Origin of the sequence: Citrobacter sp. MGH104 (assembly GCF_001034485.1) — a bacterium.
In the GTDB taxonomy this organism is placed as follows: domain Bacteria; phylum Pseudomonadota; class Gammaproteobacteria; order Enterobacterales; family Enterobacteriaceae; genus Citrobacter; species Citrobacter freundii.
This window is the reverse complement of sequence record NZ_KQ089819.1, coordinates 747,749-774,040: the sequence shown is the minus strand read 5'-3', so window position 1 is coordinate 774,040 and position 26,292 is coordinate 747,749. Positions and strand designations below refer to the sequence as shown.

Genomic DNA, 26,292 nt, shown 5'->3' with positions numbered 1-26,292 from the left:
CAAATCCGTGAAAGATTTATTAAAGTTTCTGAAAGCGCAGACTAAAACCGAAGAGTTTGATGCGATCAAAATTGCTCTGGCCTCGCCAGACATGATCCGTTCATGGTCTTTCGGTGAAGTTAAGAAGCCGGAAACCATCAACTACCGTACGTTCAAACCTGAACGTGACGGCCTTTTCTGCGCCCGTATCTTTGGGCCGGTAAAAGACTACGAGTGCCTGTGCGGTAAGTACAAGCGCCTGAAACACCGTGGTGTGATCTGTGAGAAGTGCGGCGTTGAAGTGACCCAGACCAAAGTACGCCGTGAGCGTATGGGCCACATCGAGCTGGCGTCTCCGACTGCTCACATCTGGTTCCTGAAATCTCTGCCGTCCCGTATCGGTTTGCTGCTTGATATGCCGCTGCGTGATATCGAACGCGTACTGTACTTCGAATCTTATGTGGTTATCGAAGGCGGTATGACTAACCTGGAACGTCAACAGATCCTGACTGAAGAGCAGTATCTGGACGCGCTGGAAGAGTTCGGTGACGAATTTGACGCGAAGATGGGTGCGGAAGCAATCCAGGCCCTGCTGAAGAGCATGGATCTGGAGCAAGAGTGTGAAACTCTGCGCGAAGAGCTGAACGAAACCAACTCCGAAACCAAGCGTAAGAAGCTGACCAAGCGTATCAAACTGCTGGAAGCCTTCGTACAGTCTGGCAACAAGCCAGAGTGGATGATCTTGACCGTTCTGCCGGTTCTGCCGCCAGATCTGCGTCCGCTGGTTCCGCTGGATGGTGGTCGTTTCGCAACGTCGGATCTGAACGATCTGTATCGTCGCGTTATCAACCGTAACAACCGTCTGAAGCGTCTGCTGGATCTGGCTGCGCCGGACATCATCGTACGCAACGAAAAACGTATGCTGCAGGAAGCGGTTGACGCCCTGCTGGATAACGGTCGTCGCGGTCGTGCGATCACCGGTTCTAACAAACGTCCTCTGAAATCTTTGGCCGACATGATCAAAGGTAAGCAGGGTCGTTTCCGTCAGAACCTGCTCGGTAAGCGTGTTGACTACTCCGGTCGTTCTGTAATCACCGTAGGTCCATACCTGCGTCTGCATCAGTGCGGCCTGCCGAAGAAAATGGCACTGGAACTGTTCAAACCGTTCATCTACGGCAAGCTGGAACTGCGTGGCTTGGCCACCACCATCAAAGCCGCTAAGAAAATGGTTGAGCGTGAAGAAGCTGTCGTTTGGGATATCCTGGACGAAGTTATCCGCGAACACCCGGTACTGCTGAACCGTGCACCAACACTGCACCGTCTGGGTATCCAGGCATTTGAACCGGTACTGATCGAAGGTAAAGCTATCCAGCTTCACCCGCTGGTTTGTGCGGCATATAACGCCGACTTCGATGGTGACCAGATGGCTGTTCACGTACCGCTGACGCTGGAAGCCCAGCTCGAAGCGCGTGCGCTGATGATGTCTACCAACAACATCCTGTCTCCGGCGAACGGCGAACCTATCATCGTTCCGTCTCAGGACGTTGTATTGGGTCTGTACTACATGACCCGTGACTGTGTTAACGCCAAAGGCGAAGGCATGGTGCTGACTGGCCCGAAAGAAGCTGAGCGTATCTATCGCGCAGGTCTGGCCTCTCTGCATGCGCGCGTTAAAGTGCGTATCACTGAATACGAAAAAGATGAAAACGGCGAATTCGTTGCGCACACCAGTCTGAAAGACACGACCGTTGGTCGCGCCATTCTGTGGATGATCGTACCGAAAGGTCTGCCTTTCTCCATCGTCAACCAGGCGCTGGGCAAGAAAGCTATCTCCAAAATGCTGAACACCTGTTACCGCATTCTGGGCCTGAAGCCGACTGTTATCTTCGCTGACCAGACAATGTACACCGGCTTTGCTTATGCAGCGCGTTCAGGTGCATCTGTTGGTATTGATGACATGGTCATCCCGGAGAAGAAACACGAGATCATCTCTGAAGCGGAAGCTGAAGTTGCTGAGATCCAGGAGCAGTTCCAGTCTGGTCTGGTAACCGCGGGCGAACGCTATAACAAAGTTATCGATATCTGGGCTGCGGCGAACGATCGTGTATCCAAAGCGATGATGGATAACCTGCAAACCGAAACCGTTATTAACCGTGACGGCGTAGAAGAGCAGCAGGTTTCCTTCAACAGCATCTACATGATGGCCGACTCCGGTGCGCGTGGTTCTGCAGCACAGATTCGTCAGCTGGCCGGTATGCGTGGTCTGATGGCGAAGCCAGATGGCTCCATCATCGAAACGCCAATCACCGCGAACTTCCGTGAAGGTCTGAACGTACTCCAGTACTTCATCTCTACTCACGGTGCGCGTAAAGGTCTGGCGGATACCGCACTGAAAACAGCGAACTCCGGTTATCTGACTCGTCGTCTGGTTGACGTTGCGCAGGACCTGGTTGTTACTGAAGACGATTGCGGCACTCTGGAAGGCATCACCATGACCCCGGTTATCGAGGGTGGTGATGTTAAAGAGCCGCTGCGCGATCGCGTTCTGGGTCGTGTAACTGCTGAAGACGTTCTGAAGCCGGGTACGGCGGATATTCTGGTTCCACGCAACACGCTGCTGCACGAACAGTGGTGTGATCTGCTGGAAGAGAACTCCGTTGACTCCGTTAAAGTCCGTTCTGTTGTATCTTGTGACACCGACTTTGGTGTATGTGCGCACTGCTACGGTCGTGACCTGGCGCGTGGCCACATCATCAACAAAGGTGAAGCAATCGGCGTTATCGCGGCACAGTCCATCGGTGAACCGGGTACACAGCTGACGATGCGTACGTTCCACATCGGTGGTGCGGCATCTCGTGCGGCTGCTGAATCCAGCATTCAGGTGAAAAACAAAGGTAGCATCCGTCTGAGCAATGCGAAGTCGGTTGTGAACTCCAGCGGTAAACTGGTTATCACCTCACGTAACACCGAACTGAAACTGATCGACGAATTCGGCCGTACCAAAGAAAGCTATAAAGTGCCTTACGGCTCCGTTATGGCGAAAGGTGATGGCGAACAGGTTGCTGGCGGCGAAACCGTAGCAAACTGGGATCCGCACACCATGCCGGTTATCACCGAAGTGAGTGGTTTCGTCCGCTTCACTGACATGATCGACGGCCAGACCATTACTCGTCAGACCGACGAGCTGACCGGTCTGTCTTCTCTGGTGGTTCTGGATTCTGCAGAGCGTACTGCGGGTGGTAAAGACCTGCGTCCGGCACTGAAAATTGTTGATGCTCAGGGCAACGACGTTCTGATCCCAGGCACCGATATGCCTGCTCAGTACTTCCTGCCGGGTAAAGCGATTGTTCAGTTGGAAGATGGCGTACAGATCAGTTCTGGTGACACCCTGGCCCGTGTTCCGCAGGAATCCGGCGGTACCAAGGATATCACCGGTGGTCTGCCGCGCGTTGCTGACCTGTTCGAAGCACGTCGTCCGAAAGAGCCGGCAATCCTGGCTGAAATCAGCGGTATCATTTCCTTCGGTAAAGAAACCAAAGGTAAACGTCGTCTGGTTATCACCCCGGTAGACGGTAGCGAACCGTACGAAGAGATGATTCCGAAATGGCGTCAGCTCAACGTGTTCGAAGGTGAACGTGTAGAACGTGGTGACGTTGTTTCCGACGGTCCGGAAGCGCCGCACGACATCCTGCGTCTGCGTGGTGTGCATGCTGTAACTCGTTACATCGTTAACGAAGTTCAGGACGTATACCGTCTGCAGGGTGTTAAGATTAACGATAAACACATCGAAGTTATCGTTCGTCAGATGCTGCGTAAAGCCACCATCGAAAGCGCTGGTAGCTCCGACTTCCTGGAAGGCGAGCAGGTTGAATACTCCCGCGTCAAGATCGCTAACCGCGAGCTGGAAGCGAACGGCAAAGTGGGTGCAACGTTCTCCCGCGATCTGCTGGGTATCACCAAAGCGTCTCTGGCAACCGAGTCCTTCATCTCTGCAGCATCGTTCCAGGAAACCACGCGTGTCCTGACCGAAGCCGCTGTTGCAGGTAAACGTGATGAACTGCGCGGTCTGAAAGAGAACGTAATCGTGGGTCGTTTGATCCCGGCAGGTACCGGTTACGCGTACCACCAGGATCGTATGCGCCGTCGCGCAGCGGGCGAACTGCCAGCTGCACCGCAGGTGACTGCTGAAGATGCGTCTGCCAGCCTGGCAGAACTGCTGAACGCAGGCCTGGGCGGTTCTGACAACGATTAATCGTTGCCGACCATAATAAAAAACCCGCTTCGGCGGGTTTTTTTATGTCCAGGTTTATTTCTGATGGCGCTTATCTGGTCTATGAGGCTACGAAGCCATCCGGCAGTGTCATTAATTTACCGGCGGTAACCGCCGATAAAGCTCAATCATATCTCCCGCCAAATCCTGAATCACCATCGCGTTCATCAGGTGATCCTGCGAATGGACGGTGATGAGATTAACCGGTAGCTTGCCGGTTCCTTCGTCAATTCCGATCAGCTGGGTCTGGATTTTATGCGCTTGTTTAACGTACTCGCGTGATTCCGTCATCGCTTGTTCTGCACCGGAGAAATCACCTTTACGCGCCAGTTGCAATGCCGTCAGGGCCTGGCTGCGTGCAGCGCCAGCGTTTACCAATAACTCCATGATGATCGTTTCTAACTCTTCCATACCATCACTCCAGTAGTTTCAGCGCCTTGTCCAGTACCGCATCGCCTTTCATCATGCCGTAATCCATCATGTCGATAACGGCGACCTTTTTGCCTAGTGGGTCGGCGATCGCCTGTAGCTTGGCCTGTTCATACTTAACCTGTGGACCGAGCAAAACGATATCCGCTGTAGCGATATTCTCTTCAAACTCGGCCACCGGGACGGCTTTGATAGTAACGTCGACGCCTTTTTTCTGGGCGGCATCTTTCATCCTTTGCACCAGCATGCTGGTGGACATTCCGGCGGCACAGCATAAAACGATGTTTTTCATAAGCAGTCTCGATCAACATGTGTGAGTTGATAATTATCGCGAGCCAGCTATAGCAACAACTGCTTTGCAACGATTGTGTGCAAGGCATCACAAAGAAAACCGCTTTTTCTGAAACCGGTTACAAAAAGAGGCCAAACCCTGCGATCTGGACCGGGACCAGCGGCTTTTTGACTCGCTTATCACATGCTGGAATATATAATTACTGTCAATAAAGACATGTTATAAAAAACAGTATTGACAGCGTTTTTTAAACCCGTATGTTAATACTTAACAGCGGAGAAATTGTAGTTTGCTGTTAACGTAGTAAGTGTTAGTAGAGCTTGATTGGGGTTTGCGATAAAGGCCACGAAGTATTTTTTGTATGGGATAGTCGATGCTGAAAACGCTATTTTTTCACCTCGACAATGCTTTCAGGCCACGTAGTTGATATATCTAATCGCAAAAAATCAGTAAAACGCGACGATGTAACGCCATGATTTAATAGTAATTGTTCGTGATTTCTGCTTTTTGGTTATCACGAGGGAAATAAGGCAACGCATCAAAGAGTATATGTCGCGAGGGGAAGTGTACTTGTTTAGGTCACCAGCCTTGAGTTCTATTATCAAGCGGGTGGAATGTGTTTAACGGTAAATAGAGGAAAGCTTTAGTTAGTATCAATATCCAATATTATCTGTAGTAAACGTGTACATTTTAAAGTAGTACCATCAGCAGTATTAAATCGTTAAGTTTATTAATGTTAAATTTGAAGTGTGTAGTAACGTAAAGCCCTGACTGCAATAGTCGGGGCTTTTGTTCATTGTAGATCAAGCTGTTATCCATGATGCTTAGCCGCGTTGGTTCAACATTGCATCACTCAGTGGGTATTAAAAAAATTAATGCTTGCTTAATGATTAGAAGTAGGTCTACTATAGCGGCATCGGTTTGGAACACAGACCTTATGCAAGCAGTTTTAGTAAAGCAGTTCTCAGTTCAAGCGTTATCCTCAGATACTCTTCTTCATGAGCCTCCTCCCTAAGTGCCCCATAAGTTAATTTCTGCAAAACAGGCCATCTTCGCTGCATAAGCGGCTCAAAAACATGAAAGGAAGTATCTATGTCTAACAAAATGACTGGTTTAGTAAAATGGTTTAACTCTGATAAAGGCTTCGGCTTTATCACTCCTCAGGACGGTAGCAAGGATGTGTTTGTGCATTTTTCCGCTATCCAGAGTAACGATTTTAAAACGTTAGACGAAGGTCAAAAGGTGGAATTCTCCGTGGAGAATGGCGCTAAAGGCCCGTCTGCTGTTAACGTTGTCGCGCTGTAAACGCCGATAATTTCACGAAGGCTTACGATAGCGATGAAGGCCAGAGCCCGAGCAGTTAAGCACCAGTGAAGAAAAAACCCGCGAAAGCGGGTTTTTTTGTTTATGCGATCGCTCCTGACTTACGGTACCTGTTAAGCGCGTCCCAGATAGCTGTCCCAGTCTTTCCACACGGGCTGTAATCCCTGCGCCATCAGTGCTTCAGCAACGGCTTCCGGGCGACGATCGTCGTGCGGGGAGAACTGTTCCAGTTCGGGGTGGTTATCGGCATAACCACCGGGCTGGGTTTTTGAGAAGGCGCTGACGTTGTTGATTGCCAACGGGATCACATGGTCACGAAACCATGGCGATTCGCGGGTGGAGAGCGACAGCTCAATTTCTGGTGCGAGTAAACGAAACGCGCAAATGGTCTGGACCAGCTGTCGCTCATCCATGATCGATGCAGGCTCAACGCCTCCGGTGCATGGGCGCAGGCGAGGGAAGGAGATAGAGTAGCGGCTCTGCCAGTAATGCTGCTGCATCCACAGCAGATGTTCAGCTACCATATAGCAGTCAACCCGCCAGCTGTCGGACAAACCAATCAACGCGCCAAGACCGATTTTGTCGATCCCTGCGCGGCCCAGCCGGTCCGGCGTTTCCAGTCGCCAGAAGAAATCCTGCTTTTTCCCCTTCAGATGGTGGCGGGCGTAAATCGCCTCATGATAGCTCTCCTGATACACCATCACGCCATCCAGCCCCAGCGTCTTCAGCTCCGCATATTCAGCCTCTGACAGCGGCTGTACTTCCATCTGTAAAGAGGCAAACTGGCGGCGAATGGCAGGCAAATGGCGACGAAAGTAATCCATCCCCACTTTGGCCTGATGTTCACCGGTGACCAGTAGCAGATGCTCAAAGCCCAGCTCACGGATAGCCGCACACTCACGTTGTATCTCATTTTCGTCCAGCGTTTTGCGTTTGATACGGTTGCTCATCGAAAAACCGCAGTAGGTGCAGTCGTTGGCACAAAGGTTGGAGAGATACAACGGCACGTAAAAGCTCACCGTGTTGCCAAAACGCTGGCGGGTGAGCTTTTGCGCCCGTTGCGCAAGCGGCTCCAGATAATCGGCGGCGGCAGGAGAGAGCAATGCCATCAGATCGTCGCGACTAAGATGCGAAGTCTTGAGAGCGCGCTCCACGTCAGCGGCGGTTTTACCGTTGATGCGCAGGCGGATGTCGTCCCAGTCCAGTTGTCGCCAGCGGTCGCTGAACGTTTTCATGCGAAGGCCTCCAGGAATCCGGTTAACGGGCTGGTGGGATTTGCCTGCGAGCTTTTGCTTCCAGGTACCGCCTGGCGCGCCAAAAGGCCTGCTTCAACTGCCAGACGGAAAGCGGTGGCCATCATCACCGGGCTGTCGGCTACCGCGATTGCCGTGTTGACCAGCACCGCGTCGGCGCCCATTTCCAGCGCCTGCGTGGCGTGGCTGGGGACGCCGATACCTGCATCAACCACCACCGGCACGGTCGCCTGTTGGATAATAATCTCCAGCATCGCTTTGGTTTCCAGCCCCTGGTTGGAGCCGATAGGTGCGCCGAGCGGCATCACCGCCGCGCAGCCCACGTCTTCCAGCCGCTTGCACAGTACCGGGTCCGCACCGCAGTAGGGCAGCACCACAAAGCCCTGTTTCACCAGCGCTTCGGCAGCTTTTAGTGTTTCAATCGGATCCGGCAATAGCCAGCGGGCATCCGGGTGGATTTCTAATTTCAGCCAGTTTGTGCCCAGAGCTTCACGCGCCAGTTGGGCGGCGAAAATCGCCTCTTCAGCGGTTTTCGCTCCGGAGGTGTTAGGCAGCAGCGTCACGCCCGCGTCGATAAGCGGGGCCAGAATGGCATCGTTATGCTGGCGCAAATCCACGCGCTTCATGGCCAGCGTGACCAACTGGCTGCCGGAGGCGCGAATCGCCTCGACCATCAGCTGCGATGAGGCAAACTTTCCGGTACCGGTGAACAGATGTGAATCAAACGTTTTGTCGGCAATACGTAACATATCAACCCCCTGCAATAACCTGAAAAAGCAGGATCTGGTCGCCTTCCTGCACGATTTGCTGCTGCCACTGCTCGCGCGGCAGGATCTGCTGATTGAGCGCCAGCGCCGCGCCCGGTTTAAGCTGATTAAGCTCGGTGAGCAGCCCGCTGACGGTTTGTCCCTCGGCGCACTGCATCGGCTCATCATTGAACTGAATCTGCATGTTGCCCTCCACATACCGGGCAGCCGCTGGCACGTCGTAGTGCGAAGCTGCGCCACTGGCTGGTTTTACCGTCAAACAGGCGTAACTCGCCGCTGGGCGTCGCAATGCCGCTAAGCAGTTTGATGGCTTCCAGCGCCTGCAAGGTGCCCATCACGCCGACAACCGGGCCGACGATACCGGCGGTACGGCAGTTGCGTTCAGGCTCTACATCATCCGGCCACAGGCAGCGGTAACAACCTTGCTCCCACGGTGGCGTGAGCACCATCAACTGGCCGCCGAAACCGACGGCGCTGGCGGTAACCAAAGGTGTATTCAGCGACACGCAGGCGGCGTTAATTTCCTGACGCGTGGCCATGTTGTCGGTACAGTCGAGCACCACGTCGGCACGCGCTACCGCATGCCGGAGCGCATCGCCTTTCAGTCGCTGCTGGAGCGATACCAGTTCGATATCCGGGTTGAGCCGCGTCAGGCGCTGCTGGGCAATCTGCGATTTTGAACGCGCGATATCATCAGTGGTAAACAGGATCTGGCGCTGCAGATTGCTCAAATGAATGTCGTCATCGTCTACCAGCGTCAGTTTGCCGATACCTGCTCCCGCCAGATACAGCGCGGCAGGCGAACCTAACCCGCCTAAACCGATAATCAGCACATGGCTGTCGAGCAGCTTTTGTTGGCCCTCAATCGCGATATCGCCGAGCAGGATCTGCCGGCTGTAGCGCATAAAGTCGCGGTCATTCATCGCCTACTCCCGCTATGTCGAGCAGCTGCGCCGTGGCTGCCTGCCAGTCAGCCGCCTGGGTAATGGCGCTGACCACGGCAATGCTGCCAACACCGGTCGCCAGCACCGATGGTGCACGTTCCAGGCTGATGCCGCCGATGGCGACGGTCGGGTAATCGGCCAGTCGGTTAATATGGCTTGCCAGCTGTGTCAGCCCCTGCGGAGCGGAAGGCATCTGCTTGGTTTGCGTGGGGAAAACATGGCCGAGTGCGATATAAGAAGGCTTAGCCGCCAGCGCGACGTCGATCTCCATATCATCGTGAGTGGAGACACCCAGGCGCAGCCCCGCCGCCTGAATCGCCTCCAGATCGGTGGTTTCAAGGTCTTCCTGGCCCAGATGCACGCCGTAAGCGTTGTGCTTAATCGCCAGCCGCCAGTAGTCGTTGATAAACAGGCGGGCGTCATAGCGACGCCCCAGTTCAATGGCGGCCATGACGTCGGCTTCCATCTCTTCATCACGCTTATCTTTAATGCGCAGTTGGATCGTGCGTACGCCCGCCTGCAGCAGGCGTTCAATCCACGCCACGCTGTCCACCACCGGGTAAAGCCCGAGGCGGAACGGCACGGTCGGGAAATCAGGCTGGTACATTATGCCTCCTCTTTTTTGAGGTAGATTTCACCGCCTTTGGCGCGGAAGTTCTCCGACATATCTGCCATTCCCACTTCAATAGTTTGCGCGGCGGCGTAGTCGCGTACTTCCTGGCTGATTTTCATCGAGCAGAACTTCGGCCCGCACATCGAGCAGAAATGGGCGACCTTGCCGGACTCCTGCGGCAGGGTTTCATCGTGGTAGGCGCGGGCAGTGAATGGGTCGAGCGCGAGGTTAAACTGGTCTTCCCAGCGGAATTCGAAGCGCGCTTTCGACATCGCGTTATCGCGGATCTGCGCGCTCGGGTGGCCTTTGGCTAAATCCGCGGCGTGGGCGGCAATCTTGTAGGTGATCAGCCCTTGCTTCACGTCTTCTTTGTTCGGCAGGCCGAGGTGCTCTTTCGGCGTCACGTAGCACAGCATCGCGCAGCCAAACCAGCCGATCATCGCTGCGCCAATGCCGGAGGTGAAGTGGTCATAGCCCGGCGCGATATCTGTCGTCAACGGCCCTAAGGTGTAGAACGGCGCTTCGTGGCAGCTCTCCAGCTCTTCGGTCATGTTGCGTTGGATCATATGCATCGGCACATGCCCTGGGCCTTCAATCATCACCTGCACGTCGTATTCCCAGGCGATTTTGGTCAGCTCACCCAGCGTATGCAGTTCGGAGAACTGCGCTTCGTCGTTGGCATCCTGAATCGAACCCGGACGCAGGCCGTCGCCGAGAGAGAGCGAGACGTCGTAGGCGGCGCAGATTTCGCAAATCTCGCGGAAATGTTCGAACAGGAAGTTCTCTTTGTGATGAGAAAGGCACCATTTCGCCATAATTGAACCGCCGCGTGAGACAATACCGGTCAGGCGTTTGGCAGTCATCGGCACGTAGCGTAGCAGCACGCCCGCGTGAATGGTGAAGTAGTCGACGCCCTGTTCGGCCTGTTCCAGCAACGTATCGCGGAACGCTTCCCAGGTGAGATCTTCGGCGATCCCATTGACCTTCTCCAGCGCCTGGTAGATCGGTACGGTGCCGATCGGCACCGGGCTGTTACGCAGGATCCACTCGCGGGTTTCGTGAATATAGCGACCGGTGGAGAGGTCCATCACCGTATCTGCGCCCCAGCGGGTCGACCACACCAGTTTTTCGACCTCTTCTTCGATAGAGGAAGTGACCGCCGAGTTACCGATGTTGGCATTCACCTTCACCAGGAAGTTGCGGCCGATGATCATCGGCTCGGATTCCGGGTGGTTGATGTTGGCGGGAATAATCGCCCGGCCCGCAGCGACTTCATCACGCACGAATTCCGGGGTGATATTTTCCGGTAGACGAGCGCCAAAGTTCATCCCCGGATGCTGGTGGCGCAGTACTTCACTACGAATACGCTCGCGGCCCATGTTTTCACGGATGGCGATAAACTCCATTTCTGGCGTGACGATCCCCTGACGGGCGTAGTGCAACTGGGTCACGCGCTTACCGGCTTTGGCGCGCTTTGGGGTCAGCAGGCCGCTGAAACGCAGCTCGTCCAGGCCATCGTCGGCCAGGCGCTCTTTGGTGTAAGCGGAGCTGCGGTCGTCTAATTCTTCGCTGTCGTTACGCGCCGCAATCCACGGCTGGCGCAGTTTCGCCAGGCCCTGCTGGACGTTAATCGCCACGTCAGGATCGCCATACGGCCCGGAGGTGTCGTACACCGGCACGGCTTCGTTGTCTTCAAATTGCGGGTTGTCTTTGCTGCCGCCAATTAGCGTCGGGCTCAGCTGGATTTCGCGCATCGGGATGCGGATATCCGGCTGCGAACCGGTAATATAAATGCGTTTTGAGTTAGGGAAGGCGGTCCCTTCCAGGGTATCGATAAAGTGTTGGGCTTGCGCGCGCTGTTCGCGGCGTGATGGTTTAGTAGTGGCAGACATAGCTCATTCCAAAAAAGTAAGGACGTGGCTTGTCAGACGACGGATGAAGCAAGAGAGGCGATCGCCCAGGGGCGATACGGTTGTAGATTGACTCTTGTTCCCTTCGCAGGTCTTAACCTGATCAGGTTCCGCGGATCCCGAATTAACGGTCTCAGCCTTTTCCACGTCATCCTTCGCGCTGCCTCTTTGTTGGCTTCGTCCGCTCACTCCAGTCACTTACTTAGGTAAGCTCCTGGAGATTCACTGACTTGCCGCCTTGACGCATCACGAATGCTTTTGTGGAAAATAAGCACTCCGACAAGAAGTAACCTCTATCTTAGAGGTAATGAATGTAAACTACGCGTTAATGCGACAAATCTCAAGCAGGACGTTTGAGAGTGCCACTCTCGTGCATCGCATCAAATACCAGCATGATCAGCTTATCTTCGAGCACGAACCGGGCTTCCAGCGCCTCGCCGAGATCCGATAAAACCTTTTGAAACTCAAGGAAGTTATCATGATCAATCGCAGTTTCCAGGCTGGAGTCATAGTAGTCCATGATCAGCTGCGTATTAGCTTCCAGCAGCGGCCAAATTTTTGTGGCTTTTAAAAGCTGCCCGTTCCCTTCCAATTTATGGAGAATACGTTCATAAATACTGAAGTGTCCGGTGGAGAGGTAATCGACCAGGCTCTGACAAAAATCATCCAGCGCCTTTTCATTAAGTCGCATGTACGATTCTTTGCCAGGCTTAATGCCAACCAGATTGTAGTAAGCCACGAGCAGGTGCTTACGTACATGTAGCCAGCGATCAACCAGTTTATTACTTCCTCCGACGTGCTCCGTCAGGCTTTCCAGCTGGTTTAGCATGATTGACTCCGCAAGATGGTGTTTAGGAACTGCTCACCCGTAAATGTAAAAATAATGTAAACAACATGCCTGTGAAGCAAAGGTTGCGCAAGAGATATGGATCGTATAATTGAAAAATTAGATAGCGGCTGGTGGATTGTCAGTCATGAGCAAAAGTTATGGTTACCTCATGGCGAGCTACCTTATGGCGACGCAGCCCGTTTTGATCTGATTGGTCAGCGCGCGCTGCCAATAGGCGAGTGGGAAGGGGAAACTGTCTGGCTGGTGCAGCAGCAGCGTCGACACGATATGGGGTCGGTGCGCCAGGTCATTGACCAGGACGTTGGCCTGTTTCAACTGGCCGGACGAGGCGTACAGCTGGCAGAGTTTTACCGCTCGCATAAATTCTGCGGTTACTGCGGCCATCCCATGCACCCGAGTAAAACGGAGTGGGCGATGCTCTGTAGTCACTGCCGTGAACGTTATTATCCTCAAATTGCTCCCTGCATAATCGTCGCTATTCGCCGAGATGATTCCATCCTGCTCGCCCAACATGTTCGCCATCGCAACGGCGTGCATACCGTGCTGGCGGGTTTTGTCGAAGTGGGCGAGACCCTCGAGCAGGCGGTGGCGCGTGAAGTCATGGAAGAGAGCGGCATTAAGGTGAAAAACCTGCGTTATGTCACTTCTCAGCCGTGGCCGTTCCCACAGTCTTTGATGACCGCATTTATGGCGGAGTATGATAGCGGCGAAATCGTCATCGACCCGAAAGAGCTGCTGGAAGCGAACTGGTATCGCTATGACGATTTACCGCTCTTGCCCCCGCCGGGTACTGTCGCGCGTCGATTGATTGAAGATACTGTGGCAATGTGTCGGGCTGAGTACGAGTAAAGAGCGAGTGGTGATACACTGATGGACTGACGCAATAAGGAACTGCAAAAATGACCGAACTGAAGAACGATCGTTATCTGCGTGCGCTGCTGCGCCAGCCCGTTGATGTCACTCCGGTATGGATGATGCGCCAGGCAGGCCGTTATCTACCGGAATACAAAGCTACCCGTGCCGAAGCGGGCGATTTTATGGCGCTGTGCAAAAATGCCGAGCTGGCCTGCGAAGTTACGCTGCAGCCGCTGCGTCGCTATAAACTTGATGCCGCGATCCTCTTCTCCGATATCCTGACGATCCCGGATGCGATGGGACTCGGGCTGTATTTTGAAGCAGGAGAAGGTCCACGCTTCACCTCTCCGATTACCAGCAAGGCTGACGTCGACAAACTGCCGATCCCGGACCCGGAAGATGGGCTTGGATACGTGATGAACGCGGTGCGCACTATCCGCCGTGAACTGAAAGGCGAAGTGCCGCTGATCGGCTTCTCCGGTAGCCCGTGGACGCTGGCGACCTACATGGTTGAAGGCGGCAGCAGCAAAGCCTTCACCGTGATTAAAAAGATGATGTATGCCGACCCTAAAGCGCTGCATCTGCTGCTTGATAAGCTGGCGAAGAGCGTCACGCTGTACCTGAACGCGCAGATCAAAGCGGGCGCGCAGTCGGTGATGATTTTCGATACCTGGGGCGGTGTGCTGACCGGTCGCGATTATCAGCAGTTCTCCCTGTACTACATGCACAAAATCGTCGATGGCCTGCTACGCGAGAACGAAGGTCGTCGCGTACCTGTGACCCTGTTTACCAAAGGTGGTGGTCAGTGGCTGGAAGCGATGGCGGAAACCGGCTGTGATGCGTTAGGTCTCGACTGGACCACTGACATTGCCGATGCGCGTCGTCGTGTAGGTCATAAAGTGGCGCTACAGGGCAATATGGATCCGTCCATGCTGTATGCACCGCCAGCCCGCATCGAAGAAGAGGTGGCGACAATTCTGGCCGGATTCGGTCAGGGCGAAGGGCATGTCTTTAACCTGGGCCACGGCATTCATCAGGACGTCCCGCCAGAACATGCGGGTGTCTTTGTGGAGGCGGTACATCGGTTGTCCGAACAGTACCACCGCTAAGGAGTCATTATGGATCTCGCGTCATTACGCGCGCAGCAGCTTGAACTGGCCTCTTCATTGATCCGCGAGGATCGTCTGAAGAACGATCCGCCGGATCTGATCGGCGGGGCGGACGTTGGGTTTGAGCAGGGTGGCGAAGTGACGCGAGCCGCGATGGTCTTACTGAAGTATCCCACGCTTGAACTGGTTGAATATAAGGTGGCGCGTATCGCCACTACCATGCCCTACATTCCCGGTTTTCTCTCCTTTCGTGAAACCCCCGCGCTGATGGCCGCCTGGCAACTGCTCTCGCACAAGCCAGATCTGCTGTTCGTTGACGGGCACGGCATTTCGCACCCGCGCCGTCTGGGCGTGGCCAGCCATTTTGGCCTGCTGGTGGACGTCCCAACGATCGGTGTGGCGAAAAAACGGCTGTGTGGCAAGTTTGAACCGCTCGCTGCTGAACCCGGTGCGCTAGTGCCATTGCTGGATAAAGGCGAACAGCTGGCATGGGTCTGGCGCAGCAAAGCGCGCTGTAACCCGTTGTTTATTTCTACGGGCCACCGCGTGAGTTTGGACAGCGCACTGGCGTGGGTACAACGCTGTATGAACGGCTATCGTCTGCCGGAACCAACGCGCTGGGCAGATGCGGTGGCATCCGAACGCCCGGCTTTTACGCGGCTTGCAGCAAAAGCGCCCCATATCGGGTAAACTGCGGCTAATTTCCGTATTTGAGAACTCATCATGTTACAAAATCCGATTCACCTGCGTCTGGAGAAGCTGGAAAGCTGGCAGCACGTCACATTTATGGCCTGTCTGTGCGAACGCATGTACCCGAATTACGCCATGTTCTGCAAGCAAACTGAATTTGGCGATGGACAGATTTACCGCCGAATTCTGGATCTGATTTGGGAAGCGCTGACGGTTAAAGACGCGAAAATCAATTTCGACAGCCAGTTGGAAAAGTTTGAAGAGGCCATTCCTTCTGCAGACGATTACGATCTGTACGGCGTTTATCCGGCGATTGATGCCTGTGTGGCATTAAGCGAACTGATGCATTCACGTCTTAGCGGTGAAACGCTGGAGCATGCAATTGAAGTTAGTAAAGCTTCGATTACGACGGTAGCGATGCTGGAAATGACCCAGGCTGGTCGCGAAATGACCGATGAAGAGCTCAAAGAGAACCCTGCCGTTGAGCAAGAATGGGATATTCAGTGGGAAATTTTCCGACTTTTAGCCGACTGTGAAGAACGCGATATTGAGCTGATAAAAGGGCTGCGTGCAGACCTGCGCGAGGCTGGCGAGAGCAATATTGGTATAAATTTTCAGCAATGACACCACAAAACGTGATTTAACGCCTGATTTGTCGTGCCTGAAGGCTTCCCATCCGCCCCCGGTCTGGTCTACATTTGGGGGGCGAAAAAAAGTGGCTATCGGTGCGTGTATGCAGGAGAGTGCTTTTCTGGCATTTCCGTCGCACTCGATGCTTAGCAAGCGATAAACACATTGTAAGGATAACTTATGAACAAGACTCAACTGATTGATGTAATTGCAGACAAAGCAGAACTGTCTAAAACACAGGCTAAAGCTGCTCTGGAATCCACTCTGGCTGCTATTACTGAGTCTCTGAAAGAAGGCGATGCTGTACAACTGGTTGGTTTCGGTACCTTCAAAGTGAACCACCGTGCTGAGCGCACTGGCCGCAACCCGCAGACCGGTAAAGAAATCAAAATTGCCGCAGCTAACGTACCGGCATTTGTTTCTGGTAAAGCACTGAAAGACGCGGTTAAGTAATTCGCGTGGCAGTGAACAGTTTTAACGAAGGGGCGGTTTCGCCCCTTTTGTCCATCTGGCGTCATACGCTTTGGCTTTCAGGTGTTCTGTTACTGTCTGCCTGCGGTAGCCATTCTGAGCTTCCTCCGTTCACGGCCAGCGGCTATGTTGGCGATCAGGGGGCGGTACGCATTTGGCGTAAAGACTCCGGTGACGATGTTCACTTGCTCTCGGTATTTAGTCCGTGGCGAAAAGGCGAAACCACTACCAGTGAATACCGCTGGCAGGGTGATTCGCTCTCTCTGATAGAACTCAACGTTTACAGTAAACCGGCTGAACATGTCCGTATACGCTTTGATGACCGGGGCGAACTGAGCTTCATGCAGCGTGAAGTCGATGGGCAAAAGCAGCAGCTTTCCAGCGATCAAATCGCGCTTTACCGCTATCGCGCCGATCAAATTCGCCAGACCAGCGATGCGCTGCGTCAGGGACGGGTGATATTGCGTCAGGGACGTTGGCATGCGGATAACACGGTCACAACCTGTGAAGGTGAAACGCTGAAGCCAGACCTGGAGTCGTGGGCGATAAACCATATCGAGCGCCGCCAGAAACATTCATCCGTAGAGGTGAGTGTGGCATGGCTGGAAGCGCCCGAAGGGTCGCAGATACTGCTAGTTGCCAATGAAGATTTTTGTCACTGGCAGCCTACAGCCAAAACTTTCTGATAATCTGCCATCAGGCAATACTGTTACCAGTGACCCATTCCCATATGGCCGCCGCCGCGATGGTTACCGCCACCGCCGCATCCGCCGTAGCCCATTCCCGCGCCACGTGGCACGCCAGCCTGCGCCATTGCGACATCGCGTTTAACGCGCTGCTCGTCCAGAGACTGATTCAACGCTTCCATCTCTTTTGCAACGGCATTAATTTTTGCCGTGTCCGGCGAGCTGGCCGTTAATAGTGCATTGTACTCATAACGTTTGGATGTCAGCTGTTGGCGCAACGCGCTGGTCTGGGAGTAGTAATCATCATAGATTTTCTGTGCGGCAGCCTGCTGCTCAGTGGTCATTGGGGTACCGCCCCGTTGCTGCATTCCATCACCATATCCCCAGTGATTCTGCGCCAGTACCGGGGTGGAGCCCAGTGCGATAAGAGAAAGTGCAATCAGTGCCAGTTTGTTGTTCCGTTTCATCGTTCGTTCTCCTGTTGGTTAGCTTACATTCCCTATTGCATCTTCCGTGCCAAAGCGGCAATCCCAGTCCTGCGGGCGTCGTACCCGCCGTCTTTGCAGGAAAACGAGTAAAAATGACTCGCCAGAACGTGCCAGCGAGTCATTTTTACCCGGTACTTTCAGCTGTTTGTGTCTGAGGGCAGGGTTATCAGGGGGAAAAAATGGCATGATTTCTGCTGTATACCTGCAACGATGAAAGGAACAAGTGGGGTAAAGGGAGAGCGTATGCGTCTTTATAAGGATACGGTGGCAAAGTGGTTGAGCCGACTCTTGCTGGCGGCAATCCTGATTTTGGTCGGCTGGTTTTCGATTATGACTATTCGGGACTATGGGCGGGAAAGTGATGCCGCCCGACAAACGCTACTGGAAAAAGGCAGCGTGCTCATTCGCGCTCTGGAGTCTGGTACGCGTGTAGGCATGGGGATGCGCATGCATCATGCCCAGCAGCAGACGCTACTGGAGGAAATGGCCGTACAACCAGGCGTGCTATGGTTTGCCGTCGTCGATGAGCATGGTGTCATTATTACTCACAGCAATGCCGCGATGGTCGGAAAAACGCTCTATTCACCGGATGTCCTGCGACAGCTTAGTCCTGGGGAGCAAGAAAGCTGGCGGAATATTGAAATTCCAGCGAGGGATGGTGAAAAAACGCCGGCCCTGGAAATTTATCGCCAGTTTCAGCCGATGTATGGTCCAGGACGCCACGGCATGGCGCGCTGTGCCAGCAATGACGGGCAGCTTATCACCCCAGCGCAAACCATATTTATCGCCTTTGATGCCAGCGATCTGACAACGACTCAGGCAAGAGAGTGGCGTAACACACTGATAGTCCTCTGTGCGCTGGCGGCTGTGTTGCTGGCCACCGTACTGACGTTCTTCTGGTATCAGCGCTATCAGCGCTCGTACAAAGAACTTCAGGATGCGATGAAGCGTAAAGAAAAACTGTTAGCGCTCGGGCATCTTGCGGCTGGAGTGGCGCATGAAATTCGTAATCCGCTTTCATCGATCAAAGGTCTGGCGAAGTATTTTGCCGAGCGAACCCCGGCAGGAGGCGAGTCGCATGAGCTGGCACAGGTGATGGCGAAAGAGGCGGATCGTTTAAATCGGGTGGTGAGCGAGCTGCTGGAGCTGGTGAAGCCTGCACATCTGACGCTGCAACAGGTGGATCTCAATGAGGTTATCACCCACTCATTACACCTGGTGAGTCAGGATGCGGCAAGCAGGGAAATCCAGCTCCGCTTTTCGGCCAATTCTACGCTGCCCGCTATCCAGGCCGATCCTGACCGACTGACTCAGGTTTTGTTGAATCTGTATCTGAACGCCATTCATGCGATTGGTCGTCAGGGCACGATCACGGTTGAAGCGAATGAAAGCAGCGGCGATCGCGTTAAAATTGTGGTTACCGATAGCGGAAAGGGAATTGCAGCGGAACAGCTGGAGGCCATTTTTACGCCTTACTTTACAACCAAAGCTGACGGAACCGGCCTCGGGCTGGCGGTAGTGCAGAACATTATCGAACAGCATGGTGGCACCATTCAGGTGGCAAGCGTTGAGGGCAAAGGTGCGACCTTTACTCTTTGGCTGCCGACCAAAGCGAAACAACAGGATTAACAAGGATGACGCGCGGAAAAATCAATATTCTGGTAGTAGATGACGATATCAGCCACTGCACCATTTTACAGGCGCTGCTGCGCGGCTGGGGTTATGAGGTCGCGCTGGCCTATAGCGGGCGAGCGGCGCTGGAACAGGTGCGCGAACGCGTATTTGATTTAGTGCTGTGTGATGTACGCATGGCGGAGATGGACGGCATCGCAACGCTGAAAGAGATTAAAGCGCTGAATCCGGCGATTCCGGTCTTGATCATGACGGCGTTCTCCAGCGTAGAGACCGCCGTTGAGGCGCTTAAAACCGGGGCGCTGGACTACTTAATCAAGCCGCTGGATTTTGACCGTCTGCAGGAGACCCTGGAAAAGGCGCTGGCGCATACGCGGGAAATGGGCGCCGAACTGCCATCGGCGTCGGCTGCGCAGTTTGGCATGATTGGCAGCAGTCCGGCGATGCAGCAATTGCTCAACGAAATTGCGATGGTAGCGCCCTCGGACGCCACGGTGCTTATCCATGGAGATTCCGGGACAGGGAAAGAGCTGGTCGCCCGGGCGCTACACGCCAGTAGCGCGCGCAGCGATAAGCCGCTGGTGACGCTAAACTGTGCGGCGCTCAATGAGTCGCTGCTGGAGTCCGAACTTTTTGGCCACGAGAAAGGGGCGTTTACCGGGGCGGATAAACGGCGGGAAGGGCGCTTTGTGGAAGCAGACGGCGGCACGTTATTTCTTGATGAAATTGGCGATATCTCACCGCTGATGCAGGTACGTCTGCTGCGGGCTATCCAGGAGCGAGAGGTGCAACGGGTTGGCAGCAACCAGACAATTGGTGTTGATGTCCGGCTGATAGCCGCTACGCATCGCGATCTAGCAGAGGAAGTCAGCGCCGGGCGCTTTCGTCAGGATCTCTACTATCGTCTGAACGTCGTCACCATTGAAATGCCAGCGCTGTGCCAGCGCCGGGAAGATATTCCGCTGTTAGCCGAACATTTTCTCCAGCGTTTTGCCGCGCGTAACCGTAAAGCGGTGAAAGGCTTTACTCCGCAGGCGATGGATCTGCTGATCCACTACGACTGGCCGGGCAATATTCGTGAGCTGGAAAATGCGATTGAGCGCTCGGTGGTGCTGCTGACAGGGGAATATATTTCCGAACGTGAACTGCCGATGGCGATTGCCGCGACGCCGATAAAAACGGAATTCAGTGGCGAGATCCAACCGTTGGTGGATGTCGAAAAGGAGGTGATTCTGGCGGCGCTTGAAAAAACGGGCGGCAATAAAACGGAAGCCGCCCGTCAGTTAGGCATTACGCGTAAAACGCTGCTGGCGAAAATTTCGCGTTAGCGTTGCTCGCGTTCAATGGCACGCCAGCCGATGTCGTTACGGCTGAAGCTGCCATCCCAGCGGATGTCGGTCATCAGGGCGTAAGCGCGTTTCTGCGCTTCAGCCACGGTGTTGCCCAGCGCGGTGGCGCACAGCACGCGACCACCGTTGGTCAGCACGCGATCGTCTGCAGACAGTTTGGTGCCCGCGTGGAACACTTTACCGTCAGCGACGTCTTCCAGCGGCAGACCGTGGATCTCATCGCCGGTATTGTAATTACCCGGATAACCTCCGGCGGCAATGACCACACCCAGCGAGGCGCGTTCGTCCCACTCGGAGGTTTTCTTATCCAACTTGCCGTCACAGGCGGCGAGGCACAGCTCCACCAGATCGGACTTCATGCGCAGCATGATCGGCTGGGTTTCCGGATCGCCGAAGCGGCAGTTGAACTCGATAACCTTTGGGTTGCCCTGCTTGTCGATCATCAGACCCGCGTACAGGAAACCGGTATAGGTGTTACCTTCCGCCGCCATGCCTTTTACGGTTGGCCAGATGATGCGTTCCATGGTGCGCTGGTGGACTTCGTCAGTCACTACCGGAGCAGGGGAGTAGGCACCCATCCCGCCGGTGTTCGGGCCGGTATCGCCATTGCCCACGCGCTTGTGGTCCTGGCTGGTGGCCATCGGCAGCACGTGCTCACCGTCGACCATGACAATAAAGCTCGCTTCTTCACCGTCGAGGAACTCTTCAATCACGATGCGGTGGCCCGCGTCGCCAAACGCGTTGCCGGCCAGCATGTCATGAACCGCGGCTTCGGCTTCCTCCAGCGTCATCGCCACGATAACGCCTTTCCCGGCAGCCAGACCGTCAGCTTTGATAACGATCGGCGCGCCTTTCTCGCGCAGGTAAGCCAGCGCAGGTTCGATTTCGGTGAAGTTCTGATATTCCGCCGTTGGGATCTGGTGGCGCGCGAGGAAATCTTTGGTGAAGGCTTTGGAGCCTTCCAGCTGCGCGGCACCTTCGGTTGGGCCGAAGATTTTCAGACCGGCGGCGCGGAAGGCATCAACCACGCCAATCACCAGCGGCGCTTCCGGGCCAACGATGGTCAGATCGATCTTCTCGTTCTGGGCAAAGTCCAGCAACGCCGGGATATCGGTTACGCCGATGGCCACGTTTTGCAGCGTGGGTTCCAGCGCGGTGCCCGCATTGCCCGGGGCGACAAATACCGTTTCGACTTTTGGCGACTGCGCCGCTTTCCACGCCAGGGCGTGCTCGCGCCCGCCGTTGCCAATCACTAATACTTTCATCGTCTGCTCCGTGGATTAATGGCGGAAGTGGCGCATATCGGTAAATACCATCGCAATGCCGTGTTCATTGGCGGCGGCAATCACTTCGTCATCGCGAATAGAACCACCCGGCTGGATAACGCAGGTCACACCGGCGGCAGCAGCGGCATCAATCCCGTCGCGGAACGGGAAGAAAGCGTCAGAAGCCATTGCAGAACCTTTCACTTCCAGGCCTTCGTCGGCCGCTTTGATCCCGGCGATTTTCGCGGAGTACACGCGGCTCATCTGGCCTGCGCCTATGCCAATAGTCATGTTCTCTTTGGCATAAACAATGGCGTTGGATTTCACGAACTTCGCCACTTTCCAGCAGAACAGCGCATCGCGCAGCTCTTGCTCGGTTGGCTGACGTTTGGACACCACGCGCAGTTCACCTTCGGTCACCATACCCAGGTCACGGTCCTGAACCAGCAGACCGCCGTTAACGCGTTTAAAGTCCAGGCCCGGAACGCGCTGCGCCCATTGGCCGCAGACCAGCACCCGAACGTTCTGCTTGGCAGCGGTAATTTTCAGTGCTTCTTCGGTGGCGGATGGGGCGATGATCACTTCCACGAACTGGCGGGAGATGATCGCCTGCGCGGTTTCAGCATCCAGCTCGCGGTTAAAGGCGATGATGCCGCCGAACGCGGAGGTCGGGTCGGTTTTATAGGCGCGGTCGTAAGCGTCAAGAATAGAGGTACTTACTGCTACACCACACGGGTTCGCGTGTTTGACGATCACACAGGCTGGCTCGTTGAATTCTTTCACGCACTCCAGCGCCGCATCGGTATCGGCGATGTTGTTGTAGGAAAGTGCTTTGCCCTGTACCTGCTGCGCGGTGGCAACGGAGGCTTCTTTAACATTCTCTTCTATATAGAAGGCAGCCTGCTGGTGGCTGTTCTCGCCGTAGCGCATATCCTGCTTCTTAATGAAGTTCAGGTTCAGCGTACGTGGGAAGCGACCGGCGGCTTCTTTGCTTTCACCGTGGTAGGCCGGAACCATGCTGCCGAAGTAGTTGGCGATCATGCTGTCGTAAGCGGCGGTGTGTTCGAAGGCTTTAATCGCGAGATCGAAACGGGTGTCGAGGGTCAGAGAACCGTCGTTGGCATCCATCTCTTTAATAATGGCGTCGTAGTCGCTGCTCTTCACAACGATAGCTACATCTTTATGGTTCTTGGCAGCGGAGCGCACCATGGTCGGGCCGCCAATATCAATGTTCTCTACTGCATCTTCCAGAGAACAGCCTTCGCGGGCGACGGTCTGGGCGAATGGATACAGGTTAACAACCACCATATCGATAGGAGCAATGTGGTGTTGTTCCATAATGGCATCATCCTGGCCGCGACGACCGAGGATGCCGCCGTGGACCTTCGGATGCAGGGTCTTCACGCGTCCATCCATCATTTCCGGGAAGCCGGTGTAATCGGAAACTTCGGTCACTGGCAGACCTTTCTCCGCTAACAGGCGCGCAGTGCCACCTGTAGACAGCAGCTCCACACCACGTGCGGAAAGTGCCTGAGCGAATTCGATGATACCGGCCTTGTCAGAAACACTGAGCAGAGCGCGGCGGACTGGACGACGTTGTTGCATGGTAAATCCCCTGGATTTGACTATTACAGAGAGCGTTAGGTGAATTCTTGGCTAAAAACTCAGCTAACGCCCCTTACGGGGCATCCTTGTTGTGCGGGGGCATTGTAACGAAAACGTTTGCGCAACGCTCGCGAATTTTTAATTTTCGATTTTGACCTCTTCTTTTTCTGTTGAAAGAGGCTGATATAACGAGAGGATCATAGAAACGATCGTGTGGTTTGTGGATAACTCTGTGCGTAAATGGGTATAAGGCGGGGTTTTGCTGTGGAATGCAGCAGTCAGTCATTTTTCTGCAATTTAAGGGTTGCGGGCCACAGGAAACTCCCTATAATGCGCCTCCATCGACACGGCGGATGTGAATCACTTCACACAAACAGCCGGTTCGGTTGAAGAGAAAAACCTGAAAATGAGGGTTGACTCTGAAAGAGGAAAGCGTAATATGCACACCCCGCGCCGCTGAGAAAAAGCGAAGCGGCACTGCTCTTTAACAATTTATCAGACAATCTGTGTGGGCACTCGAAGATACGGATTCTTAACGTCGCAAGACGAAAAATGAATACCAAGTCTCTTGAGTGAACATACGTAATTCATTACGAAGTTTAATTCACGAGCATCAAACTTAAATTGAAGAGTTTGATCATGGCTCAGATTGAACGCTGGCGGCAGGCCTAACACATGCAAGTCGAACGGTAGCACAGAGAGCTTGCTCTCGGGTGACGAGTGGCGGACGGGTGAGTAATGTCTGGGAAACTGCCCGATGGAGGGGGATAACTACTGGAAACGGTAGCTAATACCGCATAACGTCGCAAGACCAAAGAGGGGGACCTTCGGGCCTCTTGCCATCGGATGTGCCCAGATGGGATTAGCTAGTAGGTGGGGTAACGGCTCACCTAGGCGACGATCCCTAGCTGGTCTGAGAGGATGACCAGCCACACTGGAACTGAGACACGGTCCAGACTCCTACGGGAGGCAGCAGTGGGGAATATTGCACAATGGGCGCAAGCCTGATGCAGCCATGCCGCGTGTATGAAGAAGGCCTTCGGGTTGTAAAGTACTTTCAGCGAGGAGGAAGGCATTAAGGTTAATAACCTTAGTGATTGACGTTACTCGCAGAAGAAGCACCGGCTAACTCCGTGCCAGCAGCCGCGGTAATACGGAGGGTGCAAGCGTTAATCGGAATTACTGGGCGTAAAGCGCACGCAGGCGGTCTGTCAAGTCGGATGTGAAATCCCCGGGCTCAACCTGGGAACTGCATCCGAAACTGGCAGGCTAGAGTCTTGTAGAGGGGGGTAGAATTCCAGGTGTAGCGGTGAAATGCGTAGAGATCTGGAGGAATACCGGTGGCGAAGGCGGCCCCCTGGACAAAGACTGACGCTCAGGTGCGAAAGCGTGGGGAGCAAACAGGATTAGATACCCTGGTAGTCCACGCCGTAAACGATGTCGACTTGGAGGTTGTGCCCTTGAGGCGTGGCTTCCGGAGCTAACGCGTTAAGTCGACCGCCTGGGGAGTACGGCCGCAAGGTTAAAACTCAAATGAATTGACGGGGGCCCGCACAAGCGGTGGAGCATGTGGTTTAATTCGATGCAACGCGAAGAACCTTACCTACTCTTGACATCCAGAGAACTTAGCAGAGATGCTTTGGTGCCTTCGGGAACTCTGAGACAGGTGCTGCATGGCTGTCGTCAGCTCGTGTTGTGAAATGTTGGGTTAAGTCCCGCAACGAGCGCAACCCTTATCCTTTGTTGCCAGCGGTCCGGCCGGGAACTCAAAGGAGACTGCCAGTGATAAACTGGAGGAAGGTGGGGATGACGTCAAGTCATCATGGCCCTTACGAGTAGGGCTACACACGTGCTACAATGGCATATACAAAGAGAAGCGACCTCGCGAGAGCAAGCGGACCTCATAAAGTATGTCGTAGTCCGGATTGGAGTCTGCAACTCGACTCCATGAAGTCGGAATCGCTAGTAATCGTGGATCAGAATGCCACGGTGAATACGTTCCCGGGCCTTGTACACACCGCCCGTCACACCATGGGAGTGGGTTGCAAAAGAAGTAGGTAGCTTAACCTTCGGGAGGGCGCTTACCACTTTGTGATTCATGACTGGGGTGAAGTCGTAACAAGGTAACCGTAGGGGAACCTGCGGTTGGATCACCTCCTTACCTTAAAGAAACGTTCTTTGTAGTGCTCACACAGATTGTCTGATGAATGATGAACTTCTGAATGTACTTTCGAGTGCATTAAGAAGTTTTGCTCTTTAAAAATCTGGATCAAGCTGAAAATTGAAACGACACACTGTTTCATTTCTCCGTAATAAGAAATGAAAAATGGTGTGTTCGAGTCTCTCAAATTTTTGCAAGTCGATGATGAATCGAAAGAAACATCTTCGGGTTGTGAGGTTAAGCGACTAAGCGTACACGGTGGATGCCCTGGCAGTCAGAGGCGATGAAGGACGTGCTAATCTGCGATAAGCGTCGGTAAGGTGATATGAACCGTTATAACCGGCGATTTCCGAATGGGGAAACCCAGTGTGATTCGTCACACTATCATTACGTGAATACATAGCGTAATGAAGCGAACCGGGGGAACTGAAACATCTAAGTACCCCGAGGAAAAGAAATCAACCGAGATTCCCCCAGTAGCGGCGAGCGAACGGGGAGCAGCCCAGAGTCTGAATCAGCTTGTGTGTTAGTGGAACGGTCTGGAAAGTCCGACGGTACAGGGTGATAGTCCCGTACACCAAAATGCACAGGTTGTGAACTCGAAGAGTAGGGCGGGACACGTGGTATCCTGTCTGAATATGGGGGGACCATCCTCCAAGGCTAAATACTCCTGACTGACCGATAGTGAACCAGTACCGTGAGGGAAAGGCGAAAAGAACCC

Annotated in this window: 23 protein-coding genes, 1 rRNA gene and 1 other annotated feature; of the genes, 11 read left to right on the top strand and 13 right to left on the bottom strand. The window is 54.1% G+C overall.

The window, feature by feature from the left end:
* Window positions 1-7 precede the first annotated feature (7 nt).
* Window positions 8-4,231 carry a DNA-directed RNA polymerase subunit beta' gene (rpoC, locus tag SK34_RS21930; protein WP_003033107.1) on the top strand — a complete coding sequence of 1,408 codons (4,224 nt, stop codon included), beginning with the start codon at window positions 8-10 and terminating at the stop codon, window positions 4,229-4,231.
* A 111-nt stretch (window positions 4,232-4,342) separates the two neighbouring features.
* On the opposite strand, the gene SK34_RS21925 is transcribed toward rpoC, so the two are convergent.
* Together SK34_RS21925 and SK34_RS21920 are read right to left on the bottom strand one after the other, a co-directional pair.
* The gene (locus tag SK34_RS21925; protein WP_003033104.1) at window positions 4,343-4,660 is read right to left on the bottom strand and encodes a PTS lactose/cellobiose transporter subunit IIA; all 318 of its coding nucleotides are present in this window, start codon (window positions 4,658-4,660) and stop codon (window positions 4,343-4,345) included.
* Window positions 4,661-4,664: 4 nt separating this feature from the next.
* A complete protein-coding gene (locus tag SK34_RS21920) occupies window positions 4,665-4,970 on the bottom strand; it encodes a PTS sugar transporter subunit IIB (RefSeq protein ID WP_003033102.1) in 306 nt (101 codons plus the stop codon).
* A gap of 1,092 nt (window positions 4,971-6,062) precedes the next feature.
* On the opposite strand from SK34_RS21920, the gene cspG reads away from it, so the two are divergent.
* Window positions 6,063-6,275 (top strand): cold shock protein CspG, encoded by a 213-nt coding sequence (gene cspG / locus SK34_RS21915; RefSeq protein WP_003033098.1) that lies wholly within the window; start codon window positions 6,063-6,065, stop codon window positions 6,273-6,275.
* A 131-nt stretch (window positions 6,276-6,406) separates the two neighbouring features.
* Here the strand turns inward: cspG and thiH are convergent, their stop codons facing one another.
* From thiH to SK34_RS21880, 7 genes are all read right to left on the bottom strand, one after another.
* Window positions 6,407-7,528 carry a 2-iminoacetate synthase ThiH gene (gene thiH / locus SK34_RS21910; RefSeq protein ID WP_048234184.1) on the bottom strand — a complete coding sequence of 374 codons (1,122 nt, stop codon included), beginning with the start codon at window positions 7,526-7,528 and terminating at the stop codon, window positions 6,407-6,409.
* Window positions 7,525-8,295 (bottom strand): thiazole synthase, encoded by a 771-nt coding sequence (gene thiG / locus SK34_RS21905; RefSeq protein ID WP_003842025.1) that lies wholly within the window; start codon window positions 8,293-8,295, stop codon window positions 7,525-7,527. Before thiG ends, thiH begins: the two co-directional genes overlap by 4 nt.
* 1 nt (window position 8,296) lies before the next feature.
* The gene (thiS, locus tag SK34_RS21900) at window positions 8,297-8,497 is read right to left on the bottom strand and encodes a sulfur carrier protein ThiS (protein ID WP_003033088.1); all 201 of its coding nucleotides are present in this window, start codon (window positions 8,495-8,497) and stop codon (window positions 8,297-8,299) included.
* Window positions 8,478-9,236, bottom strand: a complete 759-nt coding sequence (locus SK34_RS21895) for a HesA/MoeB/ThiF family protein (protein ID WP_003033085.1) — start codon at window positions 9,234-9,236, stop codon at window positions 8,478-8,480. Before SK34_RS21895 ends, thiS begins: the two co-directional genes overlap by 20 nt.
* Complete coding sequence (gene thiE / locus SK34_RS21890; protein ID WP_048234183.1) at window positions 9,229-9,864, bottom strand: thiamine phosphate synthase; 636 nt, start codon at window positions 9,862-9,864, stop codon at window positions 9,229-9,231. Before thiE ends, SK34_RS21895 begins: the two co-directional genes overlap by 8 nt.
* Window positions 9,864-11,762, bottom strand: a complete 1,899-nt coding sequence (gene thiC / locus SK34_RS21885) for a phosphomethylpyrimidine synthase ThiC (RefSeq protein WP_048234182.1) — start codon at window positions 11,760-11,762, stop codon at window positions 9,864-9,866. The genes thiE and thiC overlap by 1 nt, the downstream gene beginning before the upstream one ends.
* A gap of 358 nt (window positions 11,763-12,120) precedes the next feature.
* Window positions 12,121-12,609 carry an Rsd/AlgQ family anti-sigma factor gene (locus SK34_RS21880; protein ID WP_003033077.1) on the bottom strand — a complete coding sequence of 163 codons (489 nt, stop codon included), beginning with the start codon at window positions 12,607-12,609 and terminating at the stop codon, window positions 12,121-12,123.
* Between the two features lie 96 nt (window positions 12,610-12,705).
* Between SK34_RS21880 and nudC the strand changes: the two genes are divergently transcribed.
* The 6 genes from nudC (at window position 12,706) to SK34_RS21850 (ending at window position 17,071) form a co-directional block, all read left to right on the top strand.
* Window positions 12,706-13,479 (top strand): NAD(+) diphosphatase, encoded by a 774-nt coding sequence (nudC, locus tag SK34_RS21875; RefSeq protein ID WP_003033074.1) that lies wholly within the window; start codon window positions 12,706-12,708, stop codon window positions 13,477-13,479.
* Between the two features lie 50 nt (window positions 13,480-13,529).
* Entirely contained in the window at window positions 13,530-14,594 is a 1,065-nt protein-coding gene (gene hemE, locus SK34_RS21870; protein ID WP_003826889.1) for a uroporphyrinogen decarboxylase, read from the top strand.
* A 9-nt stretch (window positions 14,595-14,603) separates the two neighbouring features.
* On the top strand, window positions 14,604-15,284 hold the full coding sequence (gene nfi, locus SK34_RS21865) for a deoxyribonuclease V (protein WP_003842017.1): 681 nt from the start codon (window positions 14,604-14,606) through the stop codon (window positions 15,282-15,284).
* Window positions 15,285-15,317: 33 nt separating this feature from the next.
* Entirely contained in the window at window positions 15,318-15,908 is a 591-nt protein-coding gene (locus tag SK34_RS21860; protein WP_003842015.1) for a YjaG family protein, read from the top strand.
* 186 nt (window positions 15,909-16,094) lie between these two features.
* Window positions 16,095-16,367, top strand: a complete 273-nt coding sequence (gene hupA, locus SK34_RS21855; protein WP_001044509.1) for a nucleoid-associated protein HU-alpha — start codon at window positions 16,095-16,097, stop codon at window positions 16,365-16,367.
* Window positions 16,368-16,378: 11 nt separating this feature from the next.
* Window positions 16,379-17,071: a DUF1481 domain-containing protein gene (locus SK34_RS21850; protein WP_003033064.1), complete on the top strand. Its 693-nt coding sequence runs from the start codon at window positions 16,379-16,381 to the stop codon at window positions 17,069-17,071.
* A 23-nt stretch (window positions 17,072-17,094) separates the two neighbouring features.
* On the opposite strand, the gene zraP is transcribed toward SK34_RS21850, so the two are convergent.
* Both zraP and SK34_RS25045 read right to left on the bottom strand, forming a co-directional pair.
* Entirely contained in the window at window positions 17,095-17,538 is a 444-nt protein-coding gene (gene zraP / locus SK34_RS21845; protein ID WP_048234181.1) for a zinc resistance sensor/chaperone ZraP, read from the bottom strand.
* An 18-nt stretch (window positions 17,539-17,556) separates the two neighbouring features.
* Window positions 17,557-17,745, bottom strand: coding sequence for a hypothetical protein (locus SK34_RS25045; protein ID WP_128299017.1), 189 nt, complete (start codon window positions 17,743-17,745; stop codon window positions 17,557-17,559).
* A 57-nt stretch (window positions 17,746-17,802) separates the two neighbouring features.
* On the opposite strand from SK34_RS25045, the gene zraS reads away from it, so the two are divergent.
* Both zraS and zraR read left to right on the top strand, forming a co-directional pair.
* Window positions 17,803-19,188 carry a two-component system sensor histidine kinase ZraS gene (gene zraS, locus SK34_RS21840; protein WP_048234180.1) on the top strand — a complete coding sequence of 462 codons (1,386 nt, stop codon included), beginning with the start codon at window positions 17,803-17,805 and terminating at the stop codon, window positions 19,186-19,188.
* Window positions 19,189-19,193: 5 nt separating this feature from the next.
* Window positions 19,194-20,519: a sigma-54-dependent response regulator transcription factor ZraR gene (gene zraR / locus SK34_RS21835; protein ID WP_048234179.1), complete on the top strand. Its 1,326-nt coding sequence runs from the start codon at window positions 19,194-19,196 to the stop codon at window positions 20,517-20,519.
* Here zraR and purD read toward each other — a convergent pair.
* Both purD and purH read right to left on the bottom strand, forming a co-directional pair.
* Window positions 20,516-21,805 carry a phosphoribosylamine--glycine ligase gene (gene purD, locus SK34_RS21830; protein ID WP_048234178.1) on the bottom strand — a complete coding sequence of 430 codons (1,290 nt, stop codon included), beginning with the start codon at window positions 21,803-21,805 and terminating at the stop codon, window positions 20,516-20,518. The genes zraR and purD overlap by 4 nt on opposite strands.
* 15 nt (window positions 21,806-21,820) lie before the next feature.
* Window positions 21,821-23,410, bottom strand: a complete 1,590-nt coding sequence (gene purH, locus SK34_RS21825; protein WP_048234177.1) for a bifunctional phosphoribosylaminoimidazolecarboxamide formyltransferase/IMP cyclohydrolase — start codon at window positions 23,408-23,410, stop codon at window positions 21,821-21,823.
* Window positions 23,411-24,031: 621 nt separating this feature from the next.
* On the opposite strand from purH, the gene SK34_RS21820 reads away from it, so the two are divergent.
* Window positions 24,032-25,571 (top strand): 16S ribosomal RNA (locus SK34_RS21820).
* A 265-nt stretch (window positions 25,572-25,836) separates the two neighbouring features.
* Window positions 25,837-26,292 (top strand) — a sequence feature (23S ribosomal RNA rRNA prediction is too short).